Source organism: Archangium violaceum (assembly GCF_016887565.1).
GTDB lineage: Bacteria > Myxococcota > Myxococcia > Myxococcales > Myxococcaceae > Archangium > Archangium violaceum_B.
The window spans coordinates 8,389,661-8,414,536 of record NZ_CP069396.1 but is presented as its reverse complement, the minus strand read 5'-3'; the positions used below and the strand labels follow the sequence as shown (position 1 = coordinate 8,414,536).

Below are 24,876 nucleotides of genomic sequence, written 5' to 3'. Positions count from 1 at the left end.
CTCCGACGTCTCCCTGATGAGGTGACGGCGCCGTTACTGCGCTTGGGGCGCGTTGGCCTTCATGGCCGCGCGCACCTTCTCGCGCAGGGCCTGCTTGCGCTGGTGGAACTGCTGACGCTGCTCCTCGGTCAGTTTTCCACCGCTGGACTGACGCAGGGCGAGCGCCTCGTCGCGGAGCTGCCGGGCCTCGGCGATGAGCTCATCCGCCTGGGCGCGCGAGAGGCGGCCTCGCTCGACGGCGCGGTTCATCCGCTGCTCCATGCGCTCGAACCTGCGCATCATCCGCTCGTGCCGGTGCGCCGCCCTGTCACCGGGGGCCGCCTGGTTGGCGGGGGCGGGGGCGGGCTCCTCGGCGAGCACGGGAGCGGCGAACAGCAGCGAGGCAACGGCGGCGGACAGGGCGAGCTTCAGGCGCATGACAGGGTTCTCCTCCAGGGATGACGCCGGGATGGCCTCCCGGCGTCTCCTGTCCTTGAAAACCCCCGAGCCGGAGAAGGGTTAAATCCGGCTCAGGCGCGCCTGCGGGTGGCCACGGGCTCGAAGGGCACGGCGTCGATGCGCACTCCCACGTACGAGGGGAAGCGTGGCACGCCGTCGTTGGACAGCTCCTGGTAGCGGAAGGTGATGATGGTGCCCACCTGGGGCGGGTTCTCGCGCTCCGCGTCGGAGAGGCCGGTGCCCACGGAGAAGCGGGTGCCGTCGCGCAGCTCCACCTCCAGCGCTCCCAGCCGGCCCTTGTGCCTGCCCGCGCCCGCGAGGTGCCCCACCACGCGCGCCTCGTCGTCCTTGAAGCTCTTCACCTTCAGCAACGTGTGGGAGCGGCCCGCCTCGTAGCGCGAGCCCGGCTGGCGCAGCATCAGCCCCTCGCCCCCGAGTCCCTCCACCCGCGCCAGCTCCTCGCGCAGGTGCGTCACGCCCTTGCAGGGCTCGTGCGGCAACCACTCGGCGTACGGCGGTGCCACGTCCTCCACGTACTGCTGGCAGCGCGCCAGCCGCTCCTCGAAGGGCGCTTCGAGACCCGGCGCGTCGAAGATGACGAAGGCCAGCTCCTTCCAATCGTCACTGCGGTCCTGCCGCCGCACGACGCTCACCGTGCGCTGGAACTTCTTTCGCCCGCCGAACAGCTCTCCGTCGAGCGGGAAGTCGGGCAGCTTCTCGGTGAACCAGTCGGGCGCGAAGAAGGGGTTGCCCTGGCGGGACATGAACTGCTTGCCGTCCCAGTAGGCCCGCACGCCGTCGAGCTTCTCGCTCATCCACCAGCCCGTCAGGTCGACATCGTTCTCCCACGAGTGCGCCAGCAGCAGCGGGGGGACCGTGCTGTCCGCGTCCTCGCTCGCGTTCGCCCGGGGACGGACGTTGCGGGCCGCCGGCTTCGCCGCGGCGCTCGTCTCCGCGGCGCCCACCCGCGCGTCCTCCGCTTCATCCCCACGAACCTTGCGCAGGTGCTTGCACGTCCGCCGCTCGATGGCCACCGACTGGTTGCGCCAGGCCGGGCACGAGCACGAGTACACGCCCCCGGTGTTCTTCAGGATGTACGGCTTGGAGCCAGAGCCCTTCATCTCGACCTGGGCGCCGTCCGCGATGTCTGCCACGAATCCCTCCGTTGCGCGCCGCATCTCCCTCGCGGCGAAGAAGAGAATCGTATCCGGTGGGTCTGACATGAGCGGAGGACCAGACAGGGCGGATGGAGGGCCTGACTTCCGAGGGAAGGAGGGGTGCCATGGCGGAGCGGGGGAGCGCCGGGGGACGCGGAATGCCATGCCCGCCGGGCATGTCTACCCTCTGGGGAGACGCTGCCCATGCCAGAGCCGGAGCACATTGGCGAGCTTTCTTCCCCGGCGAGCGCGCTCACCGTCTTCCTCTGTGGCGACGTGATGACCGGGCGAGGCATCGACCAGGCGTTTCCCCACCCGTGTCCACCCGAGCTGCACGAGCCCTATGTGCGGGACGCCCGGGACTACATCGCGCTGGCCGAGGATCGGAACGGCTCCATTCCCAGGCCCGTGGGCCTCGACCATGTCTGGGGTGATGCGCTCGCCGAGCTGGCGCGGCGTGCTCCGGACGTGCGGTTGATCAACCTGGAGACCAGCATCACCACCAGCGAGGCGTGGTGGCCGGACAAGGACATCCACTATCGGATGAACCCGGCGCACGTCGCCTGCCTCACCACCGCCCGCATCGACTGTTGCGCGTTGGCGAACAACCATGTGCTCGATTGGGGGTACGAGGGGCTCCGGGAGACGCTGGCCACCCTGCGGAGCGCGGGCATCGCCACCGCGGGAGCGGGAGCCCACCTGGAAGAAGCGCGGGCTCCCGCCGTGCTGGACGTCCCGAGCAAGGGCCGGGTCGCCGTGTTCTCGCTTGGGTCGGAAAGCAGTGGCATCCCACCGACGTGGGCGGCGGGGGTGGACAGGCCAGGGGTGGAGCTGCTGGCGGACCTGACGCCCACCACGGCCCGGCACGTCGGTGCGCGGGTGCGAGCCATCAATCGCGCGGGAGACCTCGTCATCGCCTCCATCCACTGGGGGAGCAACTGGGGTTACCAGGTGCCCTCCGCGCAGCGGGAGTTCGCACGGGCCCTCATCGACGAAGCGGGGGTGGATGTCGTCCACGGCCACTCTTCCCACCATCCCCGCGGCATCGAGGTCTACCGGGAGCGTCTCATCCTCTACGGCTGCGGGGACTTCCTGAACGACTACGAAGGCATCCGTGGCTACGAAGGCTTTCGGGGTGACCTGACCCTGATGTACTTCGTCACCCTGGAGCCCACGAGCGGCCGGCTGCTTTCCCTCCGCATGACGCCCATGCAGGTGCGCCGCTTCCGGGAGTGCCGGGTCTCCGCCGCCGACGCCAGGTGGTTGCAGGGCATCCTGAACCGGGAGGGCCGCCGATTCGGCACGCACGTCCTCCTGGAAGAGGACGACACGCTCACCCTTCAATGGAGCTGAGCCGGGCCTCCCGGGCGGGGACTTCGTAGAGGTAGATGGGGGTGCGGTACAGGTCGTCCACCACGAGGGTGCGCAGCGGCTTCCACCCCCGGAGCGCGAAGGTGTGGCTGAGGACGCGCGTCCCCGGGGAGAGCTCCCCGGCCAGTCTGGGCGCCAGCCGCGTCATCGCGCCGGGGAAGAGGTAGCAGACGACGGTCGAAGCCTCGGAGAAGGAGGCGCGGAAGAAGTCTTCGCGCAGGAGCCGGAGGTTGGGGCGTGGCGCGAGGCGCTGGCGCAGCCACGAGAAGGCGTAGGGCAGGGGAGACAGCTCGAAGGCCACCACCCGGGCGCGGGGGCAGTGGTCCGCCAGCGCGAAGGCCAGCGTCCCCCAGCCCGAGCCCAGTTCGAGCACGGTGCCCTCGAGGTCCTCCGGCAGCAGGGAGAGCAGCTGGCGGCGCACCTTCCCGGAGGTGGGCATGGGGGAGATGCCGGTCCTCAGCGTGTGGAAGACGATGGACAGCATCCCCGCGAGCAGGACGGTCAGCAGCAGCAGGAAGAGGAGGGTGCTCGTCACCCCTCCACCTCCAGGCGGTAGCCTACGCCGCGCACTGTCTGGAGGGCGAAGCGCGAGGTGCTGTTCCAGCCCAGCTTGCGCTTGAGGCTCGAGACGAAGTTGTCCACCGTGTGCGGGTCCACGACGACGTCGCGCCCCCAGACGGCGTCGAGAATCTCGTCCCGGCGCAGGACGCGCTCTCGCTCGCGCACGAAGAAGGCCAGCAGGTCGAACTCGGTGCGGGTCAGCTCCACCGTCTTCCCCTCGGGCGTCTCCACCTTGCGCCGGTCGAGGTCCATCTTGTAGCCCGCGAAGCGCACCACCTGCGTGGGCACACCTCCGCTCCGCCGCACCAGCGCTCCCACCCGCGCGAGCAGCTCGCGCAGGCGGTAGGGCTTGCCCAGGTAGTCCTGCGCGCCCGACTCGAAGCCCCGCACCACGTCGTCCTCGAGCGTGCGCGCGGTGAGCATCATCACCGGGGTCTCCAGCCCCTCCCGGCGCAAGGTGCGGCACAGCGTGTAGCCGTCCCCATCCGGCAGCATCACGTCGAGCAGGATGAGCTGGAAGGCGCGCCGGGCCAGGTGCGCGCGCGCCTCGGCCACGGTGGTTGCTTCCTCCACGCTGTAGCCACCCTGGTTCTCCAGGTTGTCGCGCAGCGCGAGCCGCAGGTTGAGATCGTCCTCCACGAGGAGGATGGCGGGGTTGGGAGACGTCATTCAGCGTCGCTCCGGAAAGGTAAGCTCGAACGTGGTGCCCTCGGGGTTGGAGGCCGCCACGCGCAGGGTGCCTCCATGCAGGCGCACGATGCGCTGACACAGGGCGAGGCCGAGGCCGCTGCCGGGCACCTCTCGTCCCTGCCCGCGCAGCCGGTAGAACTCGCCGAAGATGCGCTCCCACTCGGCCTCGGGGATGCCCACGCCATTGTCCGAGAAGCGCACCCGTCCGTCCGCGAGCGCTTCCAGGCGCAGGCGCACGGGGTTGCGCGTGTTGTAGGCGCAGGCATTGCGCGCGAGGTTGGCCAGCAGCAGCCGCAGGAGCTGCGGGTCCGCGAGCAGCTCGCGCTCGCCCACGTCGGACGTCAGCTCCACCGGCACCCGGGCCCAGCCCTCCAGGTCGCGCCGCAGCGTGGCCACCAGCTCCTCCAGCCGCACGAGCGAGAGGTGGGGCACCCAGCGGCCCTTGTCGATGCGGTTGAAGGAGAGGAGGTTCTCCACGAGGAACCCCAGCCCGTCCGCCTCGTGGATGATGCGCGCGGGGTAGTCGCGCGACTCGACGCCCTGGGCCAGCCGCCACTCGAGTGTCTCGGCGAGCAGCCGGATGGAGGCCAGCGGCGTGCGCAGCTCGTGCGAGACGGTGGCCACGAAGTCGCTCTTGAGCTCGAGGAACCGGGACTTGCGCTGCTGGCCCAGGAAGGCGAGCGCGGCGATGGTGAGGGCGAGCCCCGCGCACAGCACCACCATGCCCGTCTTCAGCTGGTAGCGCTGCTCCAACGCGCTCTCCTCCCGCGCCCACTCGGGCGTCTCCACGTCCAGGCGCAGGGTCGCGAGCGGCAGGACCTCGTCCTCCCCGCGCAGGCGCACGTGTCCCTCGGGGCCGAGCAGCCCGCGCTCGCGCATCTCCCGGGCGAGGGACTCCAATAGCGCCCCAGGGTCCACCGCCACGCCCCGGGCGTACCCCTCGTCTCGCGGCTCCAGGTACCAGCCGGAGCGCACCAGCACGGGCCCGGCGAGCGACGCGGGCAGGGGCAGGGGCGCGGCGGCGAGCTCCGCGGTGCGTGCCTCGAAGTCCATCACCGGCGTTCCCGTCCGCGTGGACAGCGCCACCACGCGCTCGCGCAGGAAGTCGAAATCGGCGCGGGTGAAGCGCGAGCGTTTGAGGAGGAGCAGCCGTTGCAGTCCATCCATCCGTCCCCCCTTGCTCTCGTCCAGCCCTTCGCGGACCAGCGACTGCATGAGCTGCGGTACCACGTTCCCCCGCTCCGCCAGCGTCTCCAGCACCACCAGATGGCCTGGCACATCCCGCGTGGAGGCGAGCACGTACCGGCTGCGATGGTGGAGGAAGGCCACGAGTGCCTCGGTGGCGGCGCGCCCGTCTCTCCGGTCGAGCGCCCGTTCCACCGCGCTCATCAGGGCGAGCCGCTCCACCCAGGGGCCATCCTCCTCGTCGGCCACCTCGGTACCGGCGCGCAGCCGTGTGTACCGGTCTCGCGCGGGCGTATCCTGTCCCGAGTCATGGAGGGCCAGCCGTGGCAGCAGTTGCTCTCCGCGCTCGCGCAGATAGAGGCCCTGGGCGGGCGCGAGTGGATCGGCCGCGGCGAGCTCCAGCGCGGGCCGCGCCGCTTCCAGCTTCTCCCTCACCACCTGGCTCAGGGAGGCGAGGGCGTACTGCTCGAGGGCCTCGCGCCGGGAGCGGAGCGAGGCCCGCGCATCCTCGCGCTCGGTGGCGAAGATGCGCTGCAGTTGCCACAGGCCCCATCCGAGCCCGGCGAGGCCGAGCACGAGGGCGGAGAGGGTGGGGAGCAGCCTGCGGAGCATGAGGGCGGGTCTACTTGATGGCCGGGACCCGGTCGAAGTCCATGGTGCTCACGGGCACGAGCTGCTCGAAGCGGTCCGCCCTCCGGTCGAGCGTCTGGGCCTTGCGGATGAGGGAGCCGAGCTCCGCCACGTCTGGCCGGTCGTGTAGGGGCTCGCCCACCTCCTCCCAGAGGGAGACGAGCTGGGACCAGGTGAGCGGGCGGACCCAGTAGGAGCCGCGCAGCTTCTCGGCGAAGGCGGCCGCCACGTAGGACAGGCGCGTGGGGGGCGCGGCGCGGCCGTACGCCGGCCGCAGGATGCTGGCGGGCAGCTCCTTCTCCACCAGCCGCGAGTCGCCCCCTTCCGGCGCCTTGTAGCGGATGCGCAGGGTGGCGAAGGAGGGGGTGGGCTCGCGCAGCTTCACCTCGTAGATGGCGGTGACGGCATGGCCCGCGCCCACCTCGCCCGCGTCCACCCGGTCATCGGAGAACTGCTCCTTGGCGAGCATCCGGTTCTCGTAGCCCACCAGCCGGTAGCGGGCCACGGCCTTGCGGTCGAACTCGAGCTGCAGCTTCACGTCCTTGGCCACCACCTGGAGGGTGCCGGCGAGGTTGCCCACGAAGAGGCGGCGTGCCTCCTCCAGCTGGTCCACGTACGCGTAGTTTCCCTCTCCCACCTGGGCCAGCCGCTCCATCAGCACGTCGTTGTAGTTGCCCATGCCGAAGCCGACGGTGGTCAGGGTGATGCCCCTGGCGGCCTGCCCGCGCACGCGCTGCCAGATGCCGTCCGCGTCGGTGATGCCGTTGTTGGCCACCCCGTCCGAGCACAGGATGACGCGGTTGATGCCGCCCTCCAGGAAGTGCTCCGAGGCCAGGGTGTATCCGAGCTCGATGCCGGCCTGGGCGTTGGTGGAGCCCTCGGACTCGAGGCTGTCGATGGCGGCCATCAGCTTGCGCTTCTCGGTGGCGCGGGTGGGCCCGAGCACCGTGTGCGCCGTCGTGCCGTAGACGGCGATGGACACCCGGTCGCGCTCGTCGAGCTCGTTCACCAGCAGCCGCAGCGACTGCTTCACCAACCCGAGCCGGTTCTCGAGGTCCATGGAGCCGGACACGTCAATGACGAAGACGAGGTGGGAGGGCTTGCGCTGCTGGCGGCTCACCTCGCGCGCCTTCAGCCCGATGTGCACCACGTGGTAGCCCTTGCGGCTCGGCGAGGGGAAGCCCTCCACGTGCACGCTGAAGGGGGACTCGGGGTCGCTCTCGTAGCCGTAGTCGAAGCTGTTGACGAACTCCTCCACCCGCATCGCCTGCTCGTCGGGCAGCGCCCCCCGCTCCAGGTAGCTCCGCGCGAGTGCGTAGGACGCGCGGTCCACGTCCACGGAGAAGGTGGAGAAGCGCTCCTCCTCGGTGTCGATGGTGGGGTTCACCCCGTAGCTCTTGAAGTACATGTCCGCGAAGGGCTGCTGGGGAGGCAGCGCGGTGCGCTCGGGGGGCGGGGGCGCCTGGTGGGGGGGCGTCGTGTTGGATGGAGGGGGACCGCTGGCCGTGGTGCCGCCCTGGCTTCCCTTGTTGCCGGAACCCGCGAGGCGCTCGAAGAAGCCGCTGACGCCTCTTCCGATGGCCCCGAGGTCGATGAGGGGCGCCGGTCCGCTCGTCACCACGATCTCCTCCATGGTCGAGACTTCCAAAGTCACGTTCACGTGGAGGGTGCCGCCCTCGGACAGCAGGAGGTTCTGACGCGCCTTCGCTCTGAAGTCCTGATGCTCGAACAGCAGGGTGTAGACGCCCGCGGGCAACCCGGAGAGGACGTACTGGCCCTGTGCGTCGGTCTGCACGACCCGCTCACCCTGGAGGGCGGGCGAGCTCGCGGTGACCACCACGAGGGGGATGGGATCGTTGATGGCGGCGGCGGTGACCGTGCCGTGGATGGTGCCGGTCTGGGCCTGGGCGAGGGCCGGCGCGGACAGGAGCAGGAGGGCACAACAGAGGAGACTGGAGAGAACGGGCTTCATCGTGGAGGCCACCTCGGGCATCGGGATGAGCGCCATCATCCGGATGCGGCCCGCATCGTGCCGCATGCGGGGCTCCGCTCTTCATCATGGTTTCATCACGGCCTGCCGGCCGGAGGCCCGGGTGGGCCTCAGCGCTCCGCGGCGGGCAGGCGCACGGTGAAGGTGCTGCCCTTGCCGGGCTCGCTCTGCACGTCGATGCGGCCCTTGTGGCGGGTGATGATGCCGTAGCTGACGGACAGCCCCAGGCCCGTGCCCTGTCCCCGCGGCTTGGTGGTGAAGAAGGGCGTGAAGAGCTTGGAGAGCGTCTCCTGCGTCATCCCCTTGCCCGTGTCGGAGATCTCCACCACCACCTCCTCGCCCTCGTGGCGGGTGCGGATGCGGATCTCCCCCTTCGTGTCCATGGCCTGCGCCGCGTTGACGAGCAGGTTGGTGAACACCTGGGCCAGCTGCGTGGGGTGGCAGCTCACGGGAGGCAGCGGACCGAAGTCGCGCTTCACCTCGCATTTGTACTTCAGCTCGTTCCACACCATCTTCAGCGTGGAGGCCAGCTCCGTGTTCACGTCCACCAGCTGCGGCTCTCCCGAGTCCTCGCGCGCGAACGAGCGCAGGCTCTGGGCGATCTCCTTGATGTGCCGCGTGCCCGACAGCGACTCCTCGATGAGCTCGGGCATGTCCTCGAGGATGAAGCCCGCGTCGGCCCGGTCCCACAGCTCGCGCAGGCGCTCGAGCATCTCCACCGGGGCGGGCTCGCCGGACTCCATGATGTGCACCAGCTCGCCCTGCAGCTGCAGCAGCGGGGAGATGGACGAGACGTACTGGTCGAGCGTCCCCAGGTTGCTCATCACGTAGCTCACCGGGTTGTTGACCTCGTGCGCGACGCCGGCCGCCATCTGCCCCAGCGAGGCCAGCTTCTCGGCCTGGATGAGCTGGCTCTGCTGCTCCTCCAGCTCGAGCGTGGCCTGACGCAGCCGCTCGCTGCGGTTGCGCACCTGCTCCTCGAGGCTGTCGCGGTGGCGCCGCAGCTCCTCTTCCTGCTGGCGCACGCGCTGCTCGGCCAGCTTGCGCTCGGTGATGTTGCGGACGATGGACACGGCCTCGTCCGGCCCGCTGCGGAACATCCTCGCCTCGAAGTACCGGGGGCCCAGGGGCATCTCCAGCACGTACTCGAAGACTTCCAGGCTCTCGTCACGGATGGCACGCCCCAGGTGCGTGAACATCTTGTCGACGAGCTGCGGCGACATCGGCATCTGCCGGATGTTGGTGCCGATGACGGTCTCCGGCGGGATCAGCAGATCCTCGTGGTCGTTGACCTGGCAGTCCAGGTAGGTGCCGTCCGAACTGAGGCGGAAGACCATGTCCGGCAGGGTGCGGACCAGGGCGCGCAGGCGCTCCTCCGCGAGCTTGCGCGCGGTGATGTCCACGTTGGTGCCCACCATGCGCAGCGGGCGGCCCTGCTCGTCGCGCGCCACCACCCTGGCCCGGCTCAGCACCCAGGCCCACTCGCCGTCCTTGCGCCGCAGGCGCTGCTCCCGGTCGATGAAGGGCGTGCGGCCCGCCAGGTGCTCCTGGAAGAGCCGATCGCTCTCGGCCACGTCCTCGGGGTGGCTCAGCAGGGCCCACGTGGAGAAGTCGTGCGGCAGCTCGTCCCACGCATAGCCCAACATGCCCAGCCAGTGGCGGTTGACGAACATCCGGCCCGTGGTCGGGTCCAGCTCCCACACGCCATCATGGATGCCGTCGATCAGCATCCGCAGGCGCTCCTCGAAGGACTCCTGGGCGCGGTGCGGCTCCCGCTCGGCCCGCCGCCGCCGCTCGTTGCGACCGCCGAGCAGCATGCTGCCGCAGGCCTCGATGAAGGGCTGGAGGAAGTCGACGAGCCCGGAGTCGTAGCCGCCGGGGCGGCCGGTGAGGATCACCAGGCCCACCCGCTCTCCGCCGCAGTCGAGCGGCAGGCCCAGGAAGCTCTCGGTCAGCACGGGCTTGCCGGAGGCGTGGATGGCGTGCACGAGCACGCGCGGCTCATGCGCTTCCTGCTCCTTCACCTCGCTCGGGGCGGTGAGCGGCCAGAGCGCGTCCCCCTCTTCGCGGGGAATGCTGGCGAGGATCTGCAGCGAAGGGGCCGGGGAGACGGCGTGGAGCACTTCGCCGATGAGGCCGGAGCCGCTGCCCGTCAATTCCAGCACCACCGCGAGCAGCCGCTCGAACAGGGCGGGCGCCTCACTCCCTCGGATGAACTCCGACTGGAGCTCGGCGATGGCCCGCAGAAGTTGATGGCTGGCCCGTAGCGTCTCCTCGGCGGTGCTCTGGCCAGCGATGGCCAGACCGGGGCGCTCCCGGGAGACCGGACCTGAGCCTTGGGGGAGGGAGGGCATGGAACAAAACCTTGGGTTGTGCGGCACGGAGCCCGGGGAGTGGTGGGAAATCTACCTGAAATCTCCCTGCGTTACACCCGTTCCGCCTTCGTGCCCCTCCTCGTCAGTCGAGGAGCCTCCACATCAGGTCGATCAGACCGGTGAGCACTAGCGAGGAGACGACCAGGAGTCCGAGCAGCAAGACGCTCGGACGCTGGTCGACCAGGCGGAGGGCCTTGTGGAACCCATTCTTGAGCAGGGTTCGCTGGCAGTGAACGTCGATGCGCCCGTCCATGACGCGCATCAGCACATCCTTCATCTCGTCGATGGACTGGTATCGCTCCGCTGGATTTTTCGCGAAACCCTTCATGACGAACCAGCCGAGCTCGGCGGGGACGGTCGGTTGGAGGGGGTTCGGATCCATGATGCTCTTGCCTGGGAGCACGTTCTGCACCCCGTCGAGCACCTGGGCCAGCGTCTCACGGCCTTCCAGGTAGTGGTGCAGGCCGAGGAACTCGTGGAACAGCACGCTCAGACTGTAGGTGTCGCTGCGCGCGTCCACCGCGTCGTGCTGCCCCCGGGCCTGCTCGGGGGACATGTAGAGCGGAGTGCCCACCACGGCGCCCATCTGCGTCTGCATGGAGACGGCCTCGCGCAGGCTGGTCTGGGCGCTGACCGGGGTCGCGGTCCGGGCCACGGTGTCCGGCTGGCGGACGCGCCGGGCCAGGCCCCAGTCCACCACGGTGATCTCCCCGTAGGGCCCCACCATGATGTTCGCGGGCTTGAGGTCGCGGTGGATGATGCCCTTGCGGTGCGCGTAGGCCACCGCGTTGAGCACGCCCATGAACACCTGCACCCGCATGGGGAAGGTGAAGCGCGCGTGCATGGCGGCGTCGCCCTGGCGGAGCTTGTCGATGATGGACTCGAGCGTCTCGCCCTGCAGGTGCTTCATCACGAAGAAGTACCGGCCGCGCTGGTCGATGCCGACGTCGTGCACCGGGACGATGTTCGGGTGATCCAACTGCCCGACGGTGCGGATCTCCTCCACGAAGCGCAGCACGCGATCCAGATCGGCGCCCTCGGGCAGGCGCTTGAGGGCCACCATCCGCTCGATGTCGTGGTCCTTGAGCAGCACCACCTCGCCCATGCCGCCCTGGCCCAGCTGGCTGACCTCCTCGAAGCGCTCACGCTCGAAGGGCACCACGTCGGGCCGGTCCCCGTTCCACTGCACGCGGGGCAGGACCGTGCTGCGCCGCGCGGAGGCGGCCGCCGCCTGGGCGCCATCCCGGGAGAGCATGGGAGCGGGGACGTTGTCCTGCCGCGAGGAGATCAGGGTCGCGTCCGTGGGTGCATCCGGGACGTATCTGAGCGTGTCCGTCATGGTCCCCCTGAATAACAGAACCTCCGCCGTCCTGCCCGGGGGCCTCCCGTGCGCCGGGGCCCTTCCTTCAGGCATGTGGGATAAGGGACCACCTCGGGGGAGGGGGGTCCACGCCGGAGCCCAGCCGGAACCTTCAATAGGCCGTGAACGAGAGGGAGCGGCCCGCCTCGAAGCGAGGCTCTTTCTGCAGCTCCTCCAGCACCTGGGAGGTGCAGTGGAGGGTGACCATGGCGATGCTGCCCGGATCGCTGACCCACTTCACCGCGTCCATCAGGTTCTGCGACTGGAGGTAACTCAGCACGGAGTTCCGGAACTGCTCACCCATGGCGCACGCGGCCGCGTATCCGGCCGTGCGGTCTCGCTGGGGTGCGGGGCGGTAGTGGGCTGGCTCTTCCCGGGGCATGACGATGGTTTCAATCCACATGGCGTGAGCCTCCGGTCTCAGGAGCCAAGAAAGCAGGCAGTGACATTATCGCAACGAACACAGCTTGGGTTGCGTCATCTCGTCATTTGTTTTCCGGACCGTGTGCGCCGCCCGGTGGAGATGTATCCCATCCGGAGGCCGGGGGAGTACCCGCCGGCACCCGCGGGGTAGAGAGGGACGACCAGATGCGCGCGGCATCCGGTGAGTCGGCCGGCCCGTGCACGGCGGCCAGGACGCGGCCGTGCTCGTCGAGCGCGAAGACGTAGGGCTCCTTGCTGGAGCCGAGTCCCAGCACCCTGGCCATGTCACCATCCCGGTCGAGCAGGGTGTCGTCCCAGAACTGCTGGGGCACCTGCTGCTTCACGCGGTGGCGCACCGTCCCGATGCCCACGAAGAAGGGCACATGGAGGGAGATGAGGGACTCGCGCTGGACGCCGCCGGGAATGTGAGCATCGGCGGCCTCGAACCACCTCCGCATCCCGTCCCCCGCGTTCTTGTGCGTGATGGCGACGAGCAGCGTGGCCTTCCCCGCGTACTCGCGGCTCGCGTGCTCGTGGCCCAGGAGATCCTCCGCCGTGAAGGAGGGCAGGGCGCTTCCCGGCTCCGGCATGGCCGCGAGCGAGGGCAGGGCGATGGCGCTGGTGACAAGCACCACCTTCCACCAACGGCTCGGGTCTCGGGGGTTCGGCATGGACTCCTCCCTGCTTGTTCAGATGCCCATGGGCCGGTTTCGTGACAGCGCCTCGGCGGGCGGGCCCCTGGGCGGGCGGGCGGAGGGAGCGGTCCGTCAGTAGAAGTCCCTGGCGACGGGAAGCCGGATGGTGAAGGTGCTGCCCTGGCCGGGTTGGCTCCGCACTTCGATCCGCCCCTGGTGGCGCGAGACGATGCCCTGGCTGATGGACAGGCCCAGCCCCACGCCCTTGCCGGGAGGCCGGGTGGTGAAGAACGGGGTGAAGAGCTTGGAGATCACCTCCGGCGTCATGCCGTGCCCGGTGTCGGAGATGTCCACCAGCACCTCGTTCGCCTCGTGGCGGGTGCGGACGTGGATGACGCCGCGCTGGGGGATGGCCTGGGAGGCGTTGAGCAGCAGGTGGGTGAACACCTGGTTGAGCTGGGCGGGCTGGCCGAGGATGGGGGGGATCTGCCCGTAGTCGCTCTTCACCTCGCACCGGTACTTGAGCTGGTTCCACACCACCTTCAGCGTGGTGGCCAGCTCCTTGTTCACGTCGACCAGCTCCGGTTGCCCGGAGTCGTCCCGGACATAGGCCTTCAGGCTCTGCACCATGTCCGCCACGCGCTGGGCGCCCTCGCGCGAGTCCTTGAGCAGCTCCTTCACGTCACTCAGGAGGTAGTCGAGATCCTCCTGGTCCTGGAGGGCCCGGATGCGCGTGAGCAGCTCGGCCGCCGGTCCCTGGAGTCCCGGGCCCACGGCCGTCGCGAGCTCGCGGTAGTTCTCGAGCAGCTCGGTGAAGACCGAGAGGTACTGGGTGAGCGTGGCCAGGTTGCTCGTCATGTAGCCCAGCGGGTTGTTGATCTCATGGGCGATACCGGCCACGAGATGTCCCAGCGAGGCCATCCGCTCGGCCTGGATGAGCTGGGCCTGCCGCTCCTCCAGGGCCTGGGTGGTGAAGCGCAGCTTCTCGGTGCGGCTCTGCACCAGCTCCTCGAGCTGGGAGCGGTGGCGCCGCAGCTCCTCCTCCCGTTGGCGCAACAGCTCCTCGGCGCTTCGCCGCTGCCGCTCGCTGCGCCAGCCCACGATGATGCTGCAGCAGGTGGCGACGAAGGGGTGGAGGAACTCGATGATGTCGGGGCCGTAGCCGCCGGGACGGTTGGCGATGCCCAGCATGCCCACCATCTCATCGCCGAACTTGAGGGGCAGGCCCAGGAACGCGAGCAGGGGAGGGTGGCCGGGGGGAAGGCCGCCCCGGCGGGGATCCGTCGAGGGCTCGTTGGCCACCACCATCTCACCCGTGGTGAGCACGGCGCCGAAGAGCGTGTGCGGGTTGCGGAACTCCAGGCCCAGGGGAATCTGACGGGCGACGTGCTCGCGCAGCTCGTCCGTCCAGGCGATGTTGGTGATGGCGTGGCTGCGGAAGTAGGGCTCGCCATCCGGCTCCCGGAGGACCTCTCCGATGAAGCCGTACTCGCTCTGGGTCAGCTCGAGCAGGACCTGCAGCAGCTTGTCGAACAGGTTGTGCGCGGCGCTGCCCCGGGTGAACTCGAGGTGGGCGTCGGTGAGCGCCTGGAGCAGGAGGTTGGTGGCCTGAAGGGCCTTCTCGGTCACCTTCTGGCGCGAGGGGGGGCGCTCCCGCGTGGAAGCCGGCCGACGACCCGAGACTGCTTTCTTCATCGTTTCCCCATGCTAGCCCGCCTTGGGGGAGGGGCGGCAGCGGCCCATCATCGGTCCACTTGGCGAGATGTCCAAGCCCGCACGCCCGGTTCCAGGGCAGACGGGCCTACACCCGGCGTGACTTCCACCGTCCGCGGCGGAATGCCCAGGCGCCCAGCAGGGCGCTGAGCGAGAAGGCGATGGAGATGGAGGTGAATGTGCCCGAGGGACCCAGGCCGAGCGGGCCCGTCAGCAGCCAGGCCAGTGGGAGCTCCACGACCCAGAAGCAGACGAGGTTGATCAACGTCGGGGTGGTGGTGTCCCCGGCGCCATTGAGGGCCTGCGTCAGGACCATGCCGTAAGCGTAGAAGATGAAGCCCGCGCTCACGATGCGCAGGCAGCGCACCGCGATGGCGCGCACCTCGGGCTCCTGGGTGAAGGTGCCGATCAGCGGCTCGGCGAAGACGATGAACGCGAGCCCCACCAGGCCGAGGAATACCATGTTGTAGAAGCCCGCGCGCCAGACTGCCTGCTCGGCGCGCTCCGGCTTGCGGGCGCCCAGGTTCTGCCCCACCAGCGTGGCCGCGGCATTGCTCATCCCCCAGGAGGGCAGGAGCGCGAACAGGATGATGCGCATGCCGATGGTGTAGCCCGCCACCGCGGCGCTCCCGGCCGCCGCCACGATGCGCACCAGCACCGTCCAGCTGGCGGTGCCGATGAGCATCTGGAAGATGGCGCTGCCCGACAGCCGCGTCATGACGAGCATGGTGGCCGGCTCGAAGCGCAGGTGCTCGCGGCGGACGGCCACGCGGCCCTTGCCGAGGAAGAGCCGGTAGAGCTGGTAGCAGACGCCCACGCCACGTCCGATGGTGGTCGCCGTGGCCGCGCCCACCACGCCCAGCTCGGGGAAGGGCCCCAGGCCGAGCACGAGGCACGGGCACAGGACGATGTTGATGGAGTTGGACAGCCACAGCACGCGCATCGCGATGGAGGCGTCGCCCGCGCCGCGGAAGATGGCGTTGATGAGGAAGAGCAGCAGGATGATGACGTTGCTGCCGAGCATGAGCTGCGTGTAGCGGAACCCGTGCTCCACGACCCAGGGCGAGCCGCCCAGCAGCGTGAGCAGGGGCTGGGCGAACAGCACGCCGGCCACCCCGATGGGAAGCGACACGAGGATGCCCAGGCCAATGGCCTGCACGGCCACGCGCGCGGCCGCCTCCGGATCCTTCTCCCCCGTGCGCCGGGCGATCATCGCCATGGCCCCGATGCTCAGCCCCATGGCCAGCGCGTACAGCAGCGCGAGGAGCGACTCGGTGAGCCCGACGGTGGCGATGGCCTCGGCACCCAGCCGGGACACGAAGAACACGTCCACGACGGCGAAGATGGACTCCATCACCATCTCGAGGACCATGGGGACGGCCAGCAGCAGGATGGCGCGTCCCACGGGGGCCTCGGTGAAATCCTGCTCGGTGCCGTGGACGGCCTCTTTCAGGGACGCCCACAGGCTCGGGGCCGGATTCTCGTCGGTGCTCATGGGCCCTCACATACGCTGAACCGACGCCGGGTGACGGAAGCTCAATCCTCGAGCAGCGGGAAGAAGTGCCCGATGGGACCGTTGCCCCGGCCCACCGCGAGCGGGTGTCGCAGGGCCTGGGTGACGTACTCCTTGGCGTGCCGGGTGGCGTCGAGCAGCCCCTGTCCCAGGGCCAGGTTGGCGGCGATGGCGGCCGACAGCGTGCACCCGGTGCCGTGCGTGTTGGGCGTCTCCACCGAGGCGAGGTGCAGCGTCTCCAGCCGCTCGCCGTCGAACCAGACGTCGGTGCCGCGCAGATCGCCCGGCATCGCGCCGCCCTTGACGAGCACCACCTTCGGCCCCAGCCGGTGGATGCGGCGCGCCGCCTCCTGCATGTCCGCCAGGGTGTGGAGCTCCAGGCCCGCCAGGAGCTGCGCCTCGTGCCGGTTGGGGGTGACGAGGGTCGCCAGCGGCAGGAGCTGCTCGCGCAGGGCCGCCACGGCCTCGTCGTCGATGAGCCGGGAGCCCGCCCGCGACACCATGACCGGATCCACGACGAGCCGGGTGATGCCCAGGGCCCGCATGCGGGAGGCCACCGCGGAGATGATCTCCCGGTTGAACAGCATGCCCGTCTTCGCCGCGTCGATGCCGATGTCCGTCGCCACCGCGTCGATCTGGGCCGTCACGGCCTCGGCGGGCACGACGTCCACCCGGGTGACACCCAGGGTGTTCTGGGCCGTCAGCGCCGTCAGCGCGCTGGTTCCATGGACACGGTGGAACGCGAAGGTGCGCAGATCCGCCTGGATGCCCGCTCCTCCACCACTGTCCGAGCCCGCGATCGTGAGCGCGGTCGCTACCTTCCTGGGGTGCTCCATCCTCTTGCCGTCTCTCCTTATATGGGGGGGTGGAACATAGCCGATCCGCGGTCGGCGGAATTCCCCCAAGCAACTTCGGACCGGCTTCGGCGATAATGGAAGGGAACTGGAGGTTTCATGTCCACCATCAAGGGTCTGACCGGTCCCCGCGTCCCCACCTCGAGCCCGTCCGCGGCGCGCGAGGCCCCGCGCACCAGCTTCATCTCGCGCGTGCAGGCGGGGGCCAGCGGCGCCGTGAACCTGCCGAGGAGCGGTGCGGCCGTCTCCGGCCGGGACATCGTCTCCAGCGCCATCGACTCCGCCAAGCAGTCCCAGTCCTCCAACTCCGCTGTCGGCTCGGAGTTCAACGGCGAGATGCAGGCGATGTTCGAGCAGCAGCAGCAGCTGAAGGCCATCAAGGAGATGTCCCGCTCCTTCCTGATGGGCACCATGCAGGGCCTCTTCCAGGGCTTCGGCGAGGGTCCCAAGATCGAGCAGGAGTGAGATCGGGCGTCCGCTCGGCCGGGCGCTTGAAGTAGCTTCCGGCCCGGATGGAGACACGCACCCTCAGCAGTCAGGAGCTCGGCGAGGTGCTCGCCGTGGCGCTTCGCGCCGGGCAGATCATGTTGGAGAACGGCGCCAACATGGCCCGGGTGGAGGAGGCCGTCACCCGCTTCGGCACGGCCCTGGGCGCCGAGCGGCTGGACGTGTTCGCCACGCCCACCGGCATCGTCACCACCGCCCTCGCGCACGACCTGCACCGCACCCGCATCGTGCGCGTGGTGAAGACGGGCATCGACCTGAACCGGGTGGCCGCCGTCAACGCGCTCGCCGAGCGCGCGGGCTCCGGTGAGCTGAGCCGGGCGCAGCTGCACGACGAGCTGGAGCGGATCGCCCGTGCGCCCCGGCGCTTCGGGGATGCCCTCACGGTCCTGGCGGTGGGAGCCGCCTGCGCGTGCTTCGCGCTCCTCTTCGGGGGTGATGCCGCCGATGCCGGGGTGGCGGGCGTGGCGGCCGCGGCGGCGCAGGCCCTGCGCGAGGTGTTGGGCCGGCTGCAGATGGGCCGGCTGGCGTCGACGTTCCTGGTGACGGTGCTGGCCGCCGGCCTCGGGCTGGTGGGGGCGCGCGGGGTGGGCACTCCCGCGCCGGGCCTCTCCCTGGCAGCCTCGGTGCTCCTCCTGGTGCCGGGCGTCCTCATGGTCAGCTCCGTGGCGGACCTGTTCCGCGGGGACACCCTCTCCGGCATGGCGCGGGCCGCCTCCGCGACGCTCATCATCGCCACCGTCGGGGCGGGGCTGTTCACGGTGCTGCTCGCTTCCGGCGTCGACCTGGCGCTCGCCACCCGCGAGCCGCCGCCGCTCTGGCTCGCCACCCTGCTGGCGCTCGCGGCCACCACCGGCTTCGCGGTGCTCTTCGACGTGCCCCGCCGCGCGCTGCTGCCCTGTGCCCTGGTGGGCGCGGTGGGCTACGCCGTGCGCGGGAGCTCCGTGCTGCTCGCCCCGTCCCTGCCGCCCGAGGGCGCCATGTTCCTGGCCGGGTTCGCCATCGTGCTCCTCTCCGAGCCCATCTCGTACGCCCTGCGCATGCCCACCAGCATCTTCGTCATCCCGGGCTTCATCCCCCTGGTGCCCGGGGTGCTGGCCTTCCGCACCGTGCTGGAGCTGGCCGCGCAGGACTACACCGCCGGCACCGCCACCCTGGTGCAGACCTCCCTGCGCGTGAGCGCGCTCGCCGCGGGCATCGGTACCTCGCAGGCGCTCACCCGGCGCAAGTGGTGGCCCGTCACCCGGTAGCCCGGGCGCGGCTCAGAACTTGGGGATGCGCAGCGTCTTGCTGATCATCGCGCTGCCGCTGGCCAGGTACATCAGCACCAGGGGGTGGAGCTGGAAGGGCCCGATGTCCCACACGCCGAAGGGGAGGGTGTCCCCGGTGCGGCCCCGCCAGAAGAAGTAGGCGAGCACCATCACCAGCGCCAGGCTGGTGGGGATGGGGGTGCCCTCGAAGTACTTCACCTTGCCCGTGTTGTCCGACAGCGTGGCCGCGGTGACGTTGAAGCGCGCCAGGCGGCTGACGCCACAGCCCACGAAGTAGAGCAGCACCAGCACGTCCAGCGTGCCGCGCAGCCCCATGGCGAAGGCGAGTGCCGCGGGCGCCACGCCGAAGGAGATGACGTCCGCCAGCGAGTCCAGGTCCGCCCCCAGGGGCGAGGACTGGAAGCGCCAGCGCGCGATGCGCCCGTCCAGCGCGTCGAGGATGAATGCCAGGGGCATCAGCCCGAAGGCCAGCCACAGCCAGTGGGGCATGCCGGTGGCCAGGTACTGCATCTGCGCCAGGATGGAGGCCGAGCCCGAGAAGGCATTGCCCAACGTGACGAAGTCAGCTGGCGTGAAGGTGCGAATCATCGAGAAGTGGCGCGGCTCACGTTTCTGCTGCGACTCCATCGTCATTGCGATGCCTCCGCGGCCCCAAGGGGGCGTGGGATCCCTGGCTTAGCGCATCTTGCGGCCTTCGCCGCGTACTTTGCGGGCATGTTGCACCCACCGTCCGACGTTCAGCGGCTGGTGGAGGGCCAGTCCACCCGGTGGCGGGGCTCGTACCCCAGCTCCCGGCGGGCCCACGTTCCGTCCAGCACGGTCGCGAGGTGGAAGCGGCCCCGGTTGATGCGGTAGGAGAACTGGCCTCCCCGCAGCCGGCGTCGGGCCTCGTAGATGGGCGCGAGCAGGGGCCCCGGTACCGGCACGTCCAGCCGCCCCGACAGGCGGATGCAGGCGGAGAGGGGCAGGGTGTCCGCGCCGGGGATGTTGAAGATGCCCTGGGTGCCCCCGGCGTATACCGCCAGCCGCAGGGCCTCCGTGGCGTCCTCCAGCGCCAGCACGTTGAGCATGGGGTCGAACCCCGCCGAGCGCAGGCACACCGGCGCGGAGAGGTAGTCGTGCAGCTGCGAGCCCTCGTTGGGGGCCAACAGCTCGGCGCAGCGCAGCACGGCGATCTCCAGCCCGGCCGCCATCCCCATCTGCGCGCACGCCAGCAGGTCCGCCTCCACCCGGTCTCGCACCCACTGGGGGGCATCCGGGGACAGCTCCAGCGGGTGGTCCTCGGTGATGACGGACGGCAGGCCTCGCTCCACGCGGTACACCTCCGCGTGGGAGCGGAACACCAGCCGCCGCAGGGTGGGGTGCCGGTCCGACAGGGACAACAGCCAGCGCAGGGACTCCACGTTCTGCACGTGCACCGGGTCTCCGAAGTCGTTGGCCCGGTGCAGGGCCAGGTGCACCACCACGTCCACCCCCAGGTCGCGCGCCGCGCCGAAGAGCATGTCGTGCACCGGCCGCGCGTGGGTGATGTCCACCCGCTGGTACGACAGCCGCGCGTCCTCCGGGAGGCGCACCTGTTCGCGAGGCTCCCGGCCCACGGCCAGCACCGCGCCCAGGGAACGGTCCTCCAGCAGCACCCGGCACAGGCTGCCTCCCAGGGGGGTGCTCGCGCCCAGCACCAGCACGCCCCTGGGGGCCCGCCAGTCCGAGGGCGCGCTCATCGGAACACCCCCTTGCGCAGCCGCAGGCCCTGGTCCACCAGCGCCTGGACGGCCCGCCGCACCCGCTCGGCGGCGCGGTGCACCACCTCCGGATCATCCGCGTCCTCGGGGCGCAGGCCCTCGTGGAGGAGCAGGGGCTCGCCATAATGGAGGTGGTAGCGCACGGGCAGGGGTAGGGGAGTCAGCGGCACGGGCAGGTAGGGGGCACCGAAGGCACTCACGGGCAGGCGGGCCAGCTGCGGCATCTGCTCCTCCGCGCCCACGATGCCCACCGGTACCACGGGCGCCTGGTGGCGGATGGCCAGCTCGGCGTGGCCCACGCGGAACTCCCTCAGCTGGTAGCGCTCGCGGAAGGGCTTGGAGATGCCGGGCACGCCCTCGGGGAAGATCATCAACAGCTCGCCGGCCTCCAGCAGCACGCGGAGGTTGCCCGCGGTTCCGCCCACCACCCCACCGCGCGCGTACAGGGTGCTCACGAAGGGCATGCCGGAGACGAAATGGTCGGCCACCATGCGCGGCAGCCGGCGGCGCCGCAGGACCACGTCCGTCCACACCATCATCCCATCGAAGGGCAGGGTGCCCGAGTGGTTGCCCGCGAGGATGGCCGGGCCCTGGGCGGGGACGTGCTCCACCCCGTACGAGCGGACGCGGAACCAGTGCCGGTACACCGGCTCCAGCGCGGCCAGGGCGAGCGCCGCGTGCAGGGGCTCGTACCCGAAGACGTCATGGCCGTGGCCCGCGTCCCGGAAGGGGATGGAGCGCATGTGCTCCAGGGGCTCGGCCAACAGCCAGGAGGCGAGCTGGCGTCCGGCCCGCCCCATCAGTGACTGCAGCACCGCGGGCTGCACGTTCATAGGGCCCCCAACATGGAGCGGGAGAGAGGGCCCCGCCAGTGGGGGCCGCGGTTCCGGTGCATTGCCTGCGGGCGCCGGGGCGGCGTCACGCAAGGCTTGCGTGCCCTAGGCCTGCCCGCCCGGCCGGTGGTGGCGGACCGATTCGCGGAAGTGGCGGAACTTCTCCACCATCTCCTCCATGGCCCGGCGCGAGACGTCCGTCACCTCGTCGGCGAGCTTCTCCGCGTCGCGCACCACGGGCTCCAGCTCCTTCCACTTGTCCTTGGCGTCCATGCTGGCCAGGTGGATGTCCACGCGGATCTCATCACGCAGTGTCTTCAGCCGGTCGAGGTTCTCCTTCATCCAGTCGCGCATCTGCCGCTCGTTCATGACGGTCTACCTCCGTGGGATGTCCACGCATGAGGAGAGCAAGGCGCGTGCCGTTCTCCAGGAGGCCGCCGGTGGCCGCGCTCCGATGGGAATCGGACATGCCTGAAAGGTGGGAGCGACAGGTGTGTATGAGTCCCGGACAGTGGCCTCGGAGTGGCCGTTGCCCACCCTACGGTGGGTGCCTAGCTTCGCACCCTGATCCCGCGAGGTGCTCGCGTGGGTCTTGGGCTGGGTGTGGGGGTGGGAAGGGGAATGGGAGCCATGAGCAGGCGAAGGGACCTGTGGGTCCTCGCGGTGCTGGTGGTGTTGACCGGGTGTGCTGATCGCGACCGCCCGGCCATCGCCGACGGCAGGTTGACGGCGACACCGGGTGGGTTGGATTTTCAACGGGTGGCGGTCTTCGACGGGCGCGAAGCGCAAGTGGTGCTGCGCAACGTGGGCCGTGCCCGCATCAACGTGGACGAGGCCTGGGTGGAGGGGCCCGCGGGGGCCTGGCAGGTGAGCTTCACCCATGAGGGCCCGCACACGCTGGTGCCAGGAAGCGAGTGCACGCTGCGGGTGCGCTTCGCTCCGTCCGAGTCCGGGCCGCTGCCGGCGACGCTGGTGGTGCGCTCGGACGCGAAACGCGAGCCGCTCATCCGTGTGCCGCTGCAGGGCGCGGGCGTGGACGCGTGGGCGCGTGTGTCGCCGCGGCAGCTGGACTTCGGGCGCATCGAGGCCGAGTCCAGCAAGACGCTGAACGTCACCGTCATCAACCCCACGGACATGCCGGTGGAGGTGACGCCGAAGCTGCTGGGGGCGGATCGGGACGAGTTCTCCGCGGCGACGGTGTCACTGGGGGCCGGGGAGCAGCGCGAGGTGCCCATCACCTTCTCGCCGGGGAGGGTGGGGCGCAAGCAGGTGGCGCTGGCGGTGTCGCCGTGCCGGGGCTGCTCGGACGTGGCGGTGCAGGTGGCGGCCGAGTCGCTGGACAGGGCGGTGGTGGCCGAGCCGCCCGAGCTCGACTTCGGCGCCATCCCGGTGGACAAGGACAGCTTCCGGCTGGCGCGGCTGCACAACATCAGCACGGAGCCCATGACGGTGACGGAGCTGACCCTGGGGGGCACGGAGGCCTCCTTCAGCCACGGGGCTCCGGGCCTGCCGCTGGTGCTGGCGCCCGGCGAGGTGCGCTCGTGGGAGATGCGCTACAGCCCGGGACACATGGGGCCGGCGGAGGACAAGGCCACGTTCCGCGTGGAGAGCAAGCGCAACCCCACCACGGACGTGGCGCTGCGCGGCTTCGGTGGCGCGGCGGAGCTGTGCGTGTCGCCGCTCAACCATGACTTCGGACGCAAGCCGATCGGCTCGAAGACGGCGGTGGTGGTCAACGTGAAGAACTGTGGTGCCTCGAACGGAGGCCCGCTCACCCTCTACGGGCTGGAGTTCCACTCCCTGGACGGGCACCCGGACACGGACGTGCAGTTCAACGTCGTGCCGATGCAACTGCCCCACCGGCTGCTGCCGGGCGAGGAGGTGAACCTCAAGGTCTTCTTCGAGCCCACGCGGGCCGGGGCCACGTCGGGCCGGCTGCTGATGACCACGGACGTGTACTCGGGCAACAGCACGGAGATCGACTTCACGGGCTCCGCGCAGGAGCACGCGCCCTGCACGCTGGACATCTCCCCCGTGGCGCTGGACTTCGGCACGGTGGCGCCCGGGAAGGGCGCGGTGCTGGGCGTCAAGGTGGCCAACCATGGCGGGGACCTGTGCGCGGTGAAGAACATGCGCCTGCGCGACGATGGGGGCGGGGTGTTCACCATGCCCGGTGGCGCGCTGGACGGGCTCGTCATGTACCCGGGCGACTGGTTCAGCTTCATGGTGGCCTTCTCCGCGCCCGCGGCGGGGGGCGACTTCGCGGGCCTGCTGCAGCTCGAGCCGGCCAACCCCACCCACCCGCTGGTGCTGGTGCCGCTGACGGCCCACTCGCAGAACGCGTGCCTGGTGCCCTCGCCGCGCTTCGTGGACTACGGCGTCGCGCGCCCGGACTGCCCGATGGTTCCGCGCGAGGTGAACTACCTCAACGCGTGCAGGGCTCCGGTGACGGTGTCGGGCGTGAACATCGGGCCGGGCACCACGGATGGAGAGTTCGTGCTCAACGACACGCCGGGCACGCCCTTCACGCTCGAGCCGGGAGACGGCTTCACCGTGGAGGTGGGCTACCTGGCCCAGGTGAACGGGCTGAACCTGTCGCCGCTCTTCGTGGCGTCGTCGGACCTGCCCGCGCCGCTGCTCGTCCCGCTCATCGGCGAGTCCTCCAAGAACGTGGAGAAGACGGACGCCTTCGTCCAGCAGGACGGCTCCAAGGTGGACGTCCTCTTCGTGGTGGACAACACCGCGTCCATGGTGGAGGAGCAGCCGCGCATCGTCTCGGCCATGCCCGCCTTCGCCGACGCGGCCCTGGCCAAGGGCGTGGACCTGCACGTGGCCGTCACCACCACCGGCATCGACGCCGCCACCAACGCCTGCCCCGGTGGGGCGCGCGGGGGCGAGGCGGGCCGCTTCTTCCCGGTGGACAACAGCCGGCCGCGCATCCTCACGAACACCACGCCGGACCTGGCGGGGGTGCTGCGCAAGAACGTGGACGTGGGCCAGTGCGCCGCGGTGGAGCAGGGCTTCGAGGCCGTGCGCCGCGCCCTGTCGGATCCGCTGGTGAACGGCGCGGATGACCCGCGCACGCCGGAGCGCAACGACGGCAACAAGGGCTTCCTGCGCGATGAGGCGGCGCTGGTGGTCGTCTTCATGGGCGACGAGGACGACCACTCGCCCGACAGCGTGGACACCTACGTGCGCTTCCTCCAGGGGCGCAAGGGCGTGAACCAGCCGCAGCGCATGACCATCTACGCCATCGCGCCCACGGCCTCGGGCTGCCCCACCTCGGGCGGCGCCGGCACGCGCTACGCGGAGGCCGCGGCCCGCACCGGTGGCGAAGTGCTCTCCGTGTGCACCCCCGACTACGCGCCCCTGCTGCGCGCGGTGGCCAACAAGGCCTTCTCCGCCCAGGACCGGTTCCCTCTCAGCGAGGCCCCGGACGCGGGCAGCCTGGTGGTGCGCGTGAATGGTTCCCCGGTGACCACGGGTTGGTCATATGACGGCGCGACCAACAGCGTTGTCTTCTCCACGGCGCCCTCGCCGGGCGCGAAGGTGGAGATCCGTTACCGCCGCGCCTGCGGCGGTTGAGAGCGGGGGAGGGTCATCTCGCCGGGGCCGACCAATCGGCCTCCGG

21 protein-coding genes are annotated in these 24,876 nt (G+C 70.3%); 4 read left to right on the top strand and 17 right to left on the bottom strand.

Annotated features, from left to right (window positions below):
* Positions 1-33: 33 nt before the first annotated feature.
* Both JRI60_RS33400 and JRI60_RS33395 read right to left on the bottom strand, forming a co-directional pair.
* Positions 34-417 carry a hypothetical protein gene (locus tag JRI60_RS33400; protein ID WP_204219978.1) on the bottom strand — a complete coding sequence of 128 codons (384 nt, stop codon included), beginning with the start codon at positions 415-417 and terminating at the stop codon, positions 34-36.
* A 92-nt stretch (positions 418-509) separates the two neighbouring features.
* Entirely contained in the window at positions 510-1,592 is a 1,083-nt protein-coding gene (locus JRI60_RS33395; protein ID WP_204219977.1) for a DNA ligase, read from the bottom strand.
* Positions 1,593-1,799: 207 nt separating this feature from the next.
* On the opposite strand from JRI60_RS33395, the gene JRI60_RS33390 reads away from it, so the two are divergent.
* A complete protein-coding gene (locus JRI60_RS33390; RefSeq protein ID WP_204219976.1) occupies positions 1,800-2,948 on the top strand; it encodes a CapA family protein in 1,149 nt (382 codons plus the stop codon).
* Here JRI60_RS33390 and JRI60_RS33385 read toward each other — a convergent pair.
* The 11 genes from JRI60_RS33385 to thiD form a co-directional block, all read right to left on the bottom strand.
* Complete coding sequence (locus JRI60_RS33385) at positions 2,929-3,501, bottom strand: class I SAM-dependent methyltransferase (RefSeq protein ID WP_239469853.1); 573 nt, start codon at positions 3,499-3,501, stop codon at positions 2,929-2,931. The genes JRI60_RS33390 and JRI60_RS33385 overlap by 20 nt on opposite strands.
* Positions 3,498-4,196 (bottom strand): response regulator transcription factor, encoded by a 699-nt coding sequence (locus JRI60_RS33380; protein ID WP_204219975.1) that lies wholly within the window; start codon positions 4,194-4,196, stop codon positions 3,498-3,500. Before JRI60_RS33380 ends, JRI60_RS33385 begins: the two co-directional genes overlap by 4 nt.
* Positions 4,197-6,014 carry a sensor histidine kinase gene (locus JRI60_RS33375; RefSeq protein ID WP_204219974.1) on the bottom strand — a complete coding sequence of 606 codons (1,818 nt, stop codon included), beginning with the start codon at positions 6,012-6,014 and terminating at the stop codon, positions 4,197-4,199.
* A gap of 10 nt (positions 6,015-6,024) precedes the next feature.
* Positions 6,025-8,070: a YfbK domain-containing protein gene (locus tag JRI60_RS33370; RefSeq protein ID WP_343213350.1), complete on the bottom strand. Its 2,046-nt coding sequence runs from the start codon at positions 8,068-8,070 to the stop codon at positions 6,025-6,027.
* 62 nt (positions 8,071-8,132) lie between these two features.
* The gene (locus tag JRI60_RS33365) at positions 8,133-10,376 is read right to left on the bottom strand and encodes a PAS domain-containing sensor histidine kinase (protein WP_204219973.1); all 2,244 of its coding nucleotides are present in this window, start codon (positions 10,374-10,376) and stop codon (positions 8,133-8,135) included.
* Between the two features lie 103 nt (positions 10,377-10,479).
* Complete coding sequence (locus tag JRI60_RS33360; protein WP_204219972.1) at positions 10,480-11,736, bottom strand: serine/threonine-protein kinase; 1,257 nt, start codon at positions 11,734-11,736, stop codon at positions 10,480-10,482.
* A 133-nt stretch (positions 11,737-11,869) separates the two neighbouring features.
* A complete protein-coding gene (locus tag JRI60_RS33355) occupies positions 11,870-12,160 on the bottom strand; it encodes a hypothetical protein (protein ID WP_204219971.1) in 291 nt (96 codons plus the stop codon).
* A gap of 82 nt (positions 12,161-12,242) precedes the next feature.
* A complete protein-coding gene (locus JRI60_RS33350) occupies positions 12,243-12,851 on the bottom strand; it encodes a hypothetical protein (protein WP_204219970.1) in 609 nt (202 codons plus the stop codon).
* A 96-nt stretch (positions 12,852-12,947) separates the two neighbouring features.
* Positions 12,948-14,510, bottom strand: coding sequence for an ATP-binding protein (locus tag JRI60_RS33345; protein WP_204219969.1), 1,563 nt, complete (start codon positions 14,508-14,510; stop codon positions 12,948-12,950).
* 106 nt (positions 14,511-14,616) lie between these two features.
* Positions 14,617-16,023, bottom strand: a complete 1,407-nt coding sequence (locus JRI60_RS33340; protein WP_204219968.1) for an MATE family efflux transporter — start codon at positions 16,021-16,023, stop codon at positions 14,617-14,619.
* Between the two features lie 41 nt (positions 16,024-16,064).
* The gene (gene thiD / locus JRI60_RS33335) at positions 16,065-16,877 is read right to left on the bottom strand and encodes a bifunctional hydroxymethylpyrimidine kinase/phosphomethylpyrimidine kinase (RefSeq protein WP_204219967.1); all 813 of its coding nucleotides are present in this window, start codon (positions 16,875-16,877) and stop codon (positions 16,065-16,067) included.
* Between the two features lie 117 nt (positions 16,878-16,994).
* Between thiD and JRI60_RS33330 the strand changes: the two genes are divergently transcribed.
* Both JRI60_RS33330 and JRI60_RS33325 read left to right on the top strand, forming a co-directional pair.
* Positions 16,995-17,360 (top strand): hypothetical protein, encoded by a 366-nt coding sequence (locus tag JRI60_RS33330; RefSeq protein WP_204219966.1) that lies wholly within the window; start codon positions 16,995-16,997, stop codon positions 17,358-17,360.
* A gap of 47 nt (positions 17,361-17,407) precedes the next feature.
* Entirely contained in the window at positions 17,408-18,649 is a 1,242-nt protein-coding gene (locus tag JRI60_RS33325; RefSeq protein WP_204219965.1) for a threonine/serine ThrE exporter family protein, read from the top strand.
* Between the two features lie 12 nt (positions 18,650-18,661).
* Here the strand turns inward: JRI60_RS33325 and pssA are convergent, their stop codons facing one another.
* The 4 genes from pssA to JRI60_RS33305 form a co-directional block, all read right to left on the bottom strand.
* The gene (gene pssA / locus JRI60_RS33320) at positions 18,662-19,303 is read right to left on the bottom strand and encodes a CDP-diacylglycerol--serine O-phosphatidyltransferase (RefSeq protein ID WP_204219964.1); all 642 of its coding nucleotides are present in this window, start codon (positions 19,301-19,303) and stop codon (positions 18,662-18,664) included.
* Between the two features lie 104 nt (positions 19,304-19,407).
* Positions 19,408-20,391: an NAD-dependent epimerase/dehydratase family protein gene (locus tag JRI60_RS33315; RefSeq protein WP_204219963.1), complete on the bottom strand. Its 984-nt coding sequence runs from the start codon at positions 20,389-20,391 to the stop codon at positions 19,408-19,410.
* Positions 20,388-21,245: a lysophospholipid acyltransferase family protein gene (locus JRI60_RS33310; RefSeq protein WP_204219962.1), complete on the bottom strand. Its 858-nt coding sequence runs from the start codon at positions 21,243-21,245 to the stop codon at positions 20,388-20,390. The genes JRI60_RS33315 and JRI60_RS33310 overlap by 4 nt, the downstream gene beginning before the upstream one ends.
* A gap of 105 nt (positions 21,246-21,350) precedes the next feature.
* A complete protein-coding gene (locus tag JRI60_RS33305; RefSeq protein ID WP_204219961.1) occupies positions 21,351-21,614 on the bottom strand; it encodes a hypothetical protein in 264 nt (87 codons plus the stop codon).
* Between the two features lie 261 nt (positions 21,615-21,875).
* Between JRI60_RS33305 and JRI60_RS33300 the strand changes: the two genes are divergently transcribed.
* Positions 21,876-24,830 carry a choice-of-anchor D domain-containing protein gene (locus tag JRI60_RS33300; protein ID WP_239469852.1) on the top strand — a complete coding sequence of 985 codons (2,955 nt, stop codon included), beginning with the start codon at positions 21,876-21,878 and terminating at the stop codon, positions 24,828-24,830.
* The last annotated feature ends 46 nt before the right edge of the window (positions 24,831-24,876 follow it).

Excerpts from the sequence above, each read along its gene's own strand:
- JRI60_RS33400 (WP_204219978.1), bottom strand. The coding sequence starts at position 417 with ATGCGCCTGAAGCTCGCCCTGTCCGCCGCCGTTGCCTCGCTGCTGTTC.
- JRI60_RS33390 (WP_204219976.1), top strand. The coding sequence starts at position 1,800 with ATGCCAGAGCCGGAGCACATTGGCGAGCTTTCTTCCCCGGCGAGCGCG.
- JRI60_RS33380 (WP_204219975.1), bottom strand. The coding sequence starts at position 4,196 with ATGACGTCTCCCAACCCCGCCATCCTCCTCGTGGAGGACGATCTCAAC.
- JRI60_RS33375 (WP_204219974.1), bottom strand. The coding sequence starts at position 6,014 with ATGCTCCGCAGGCTGCTCCCCACCCTCTCCGCCCTCGTGCTCGGCCTC.
- JRI60_RS33370 (WP_343213350.1), bottom strand. The coding sequence starts at position 8,070 with ATGCGGCACGATGCGGGCCGCATCCGGATGATGGCGCTCATCCCGATG.
- JRI60_RS33365 (WP_204219973.1), bottom strand. The coding sequence starts at position 10,376 with ATGCCCTCCCTCCCCCAAGGCTCAGGTCCGGTCTCCCGGGAGCGCCCC.
- JRI60_RS33360 (WP_204219972.1), bottom strand. The coding sequence starts at position 11,736 with ATGACGGACACGCTCAGATACGTCCCGGATGCACCCACGGACGCGACC.
- JRI60_RS33355 (WP_204219971.1), bottom strand. The coding sequence starts at position 12,160 with ATGTGGATTGAAACCATCGTCATGCCCCGGGAAGAGCCAGCCCACTAC.
- JRI60_RS33350 (WP_204219970.1), bottom strand. The coding sequence starts at position 12,851 with ATGCCGAACCCCCGAGACCCGAGCCGTTGGTGGAAGGTGGTGCTTGTC.
- JRI60_RS33345 (WP_204219969.1), bottom strand. The coding sequence starts at position 14,510 with ATGAAGAAAGCAGTCTCGGGTCGTCGGCCGGCTTCCACGCGGGAGCGC.
- JRI60_RS33340 (WP_204219968.1), bottom strand. The coding sequence starts at position 16,023 with ATGAGCACCGACGAGAATCCGGCCCCGAGCCTGTGGGCGTCCCTGAAA.
- thiD (WP_204219967.1), bottom strand. The coding sequence starts at position 16,877 with ATGGAGCACCCCAGGAAGGTAGCGACCGCGCTCACGATCGCGGGCTCG.
- JRI60_RS33330 (WP_204219966.1), top strand. The coding sequence starts at position 16,995 with ATGTCCACCATCAAGGGTCTGACCGGTCCCCGCGTCCCCACCTCGAGC.
- JRI60_RS33325 (WP_204219965.1), top strand. The coding sequence starts at position 17,408 with ATGGAGACACGCACCCTCAGCAGTCAGGAGCTCGGCGAGGTGCTCGCC.
- pssA (WP_204219964.1), bottom strand. The coding sequence starts at position 19,303 with ATGACGATGGAGTCGCAGCAGAAACGTGAGCCGCGCCACTTCTCGATG.
- JRI60_RS33315 (WP_204219963.1), bottom strand. The coding sequence starts at position 20,391 with ATGAGCGCGCCCTCGGACTGGCGGGCCCCCAGGGGCGTGCTGGTGCTG.
- JRI60_RS33310 (WP_204219962.1), bottom strand. The coding sequence starts at position 21,245 with ATGAACGTGCAGCCCGCGGTGCTGCAGTCACTGATGGGGCGGGCCGGA.
- JRI60_RS33305 (WP_204219961.1), bottom strand. The coding sequence starts at position 21,614 with ATGAACGAGCGGCAGATGCGCGACTGGATGAAGGAGAACCTCGACCGG.
- JRI60_RS33300 (WP_239469852.1), top strand. The coding sequence starts at position 21,876 with ATGAGCAGGCGAAGGGACCTGTGGGTCCTCGCGGTGCTGGTGGTGTTG.